Below are 989 nucleotides of genomic sequence, written 5' to 3' on the forward strand. Positions count from 1 at the left end.
CTAAGCAGTTTTTGTAATTCTATGTTCATCAATAACTTCCGTATTAATTGATGGCTTTTTAGGTAAGAACTGATAGGCAATAAGTCCTGAGATTAGATTTGAAAGGAAGTTATTGACACTCCTGTGCCTGGTATGTTCTATCTGACAAATATTTTTAAGCTCGTCATTTACAGATTCTATTACTGCTCTTTTTCTAAGCAGGATCTTGTCTTGTGTATGCATCAGGCTATTTTTCATATTCTTTCGTATTTTGGTAATCAGGTGTATTCCATCAATAAACATTTCTTCAAAAAGATTTTGACTGATATAGCCCCTATCCCCAAAGAGTTTACCAAAAAGCTTTTCATGAAAGTTTTTGTTCTTCAATGGTTCTCTGTCATCAATATTACCTTGGGTAATAAGAAAATCTATGATTTCCCCCCTGTCGTTTATAACCAGATGCAGTTTAAACCCATAAAACCATCCCATGGAACATTGTCCTTTTGTGGCATATCCCTGAAATACTTTGTGCTGCTTTTCCCGTTTAATATGACATGCAATTATCGGAGTAGAATCAATAAAAGAAATGCCAGTGCATCTCCCCAAACAGGATGTCTGGAGAAAGACACACATTGGAAGAAAGGCTTTTTGTTGCAATTCAACAAAGCGATTGTATGATACAGTCTGTGGAAATTCACTCTTCATGTGTACCTGTACATAATTGATGTAGAAGTGCTTAAGGTTTCGAAAGTGATTAAGATGAAAGAAAACAAGAATGGTAATAACCTCACTATCGGACATCTTGAACTGTCTGTTTCTTTGCTTTTGAGCCACTTTCTCTTTTAAGATATGACCCTCCTTTACCAGGTCAATTTCTTTGCAAAAATCATCAATTAAACAGAAAATTTCAGTAATTTTATCGATCATAATATGAAAGGTTTTTGATTGCTATATATTTAAATGTCAGATACTTAAATATAATCAAAAACCTTTTTTTATTCAAACTTTTT

General features: G+C 33.4%; 1 protein-coding gene. It reads right to left on the reverse strand.

Annotated elements, in window-relative coordinates; all coding sequences use genetic code 11:
• Nucleotides 1–906 carry an IS982 family transposase gene (locus tag ACE1EF_RS20050; RefSeq protein ID WP_375722494.1) on the reverse strand — a complete coding sequence of 302 codons (906 nt, stop codon included), beginning with the start codon at nucleotides 904–906 and terminating at the stop codon, nucleotides 1–3.
• Nucleotides 907–989 lie beyond the last annotated feature (83 nt).

This window comes from Quyinboa sediminis, from assembly GCF_042219855.1.
Taxonomy (GTDB): Bacteria; Bacteroidota; Bacteroidia; order Bacteroidales; family UBA5342; genus JBHJHP01.

What these genes read in the sequence shown, in the direction of transcription:
- ACE1EF_RS20050 (WP_375722494.1), bottom strand. Translation starts at nt 906, where the DNA reads ATGATCGATAAAATTACTGAAATTTTCTGTTTAATTGATGATTTTTGC.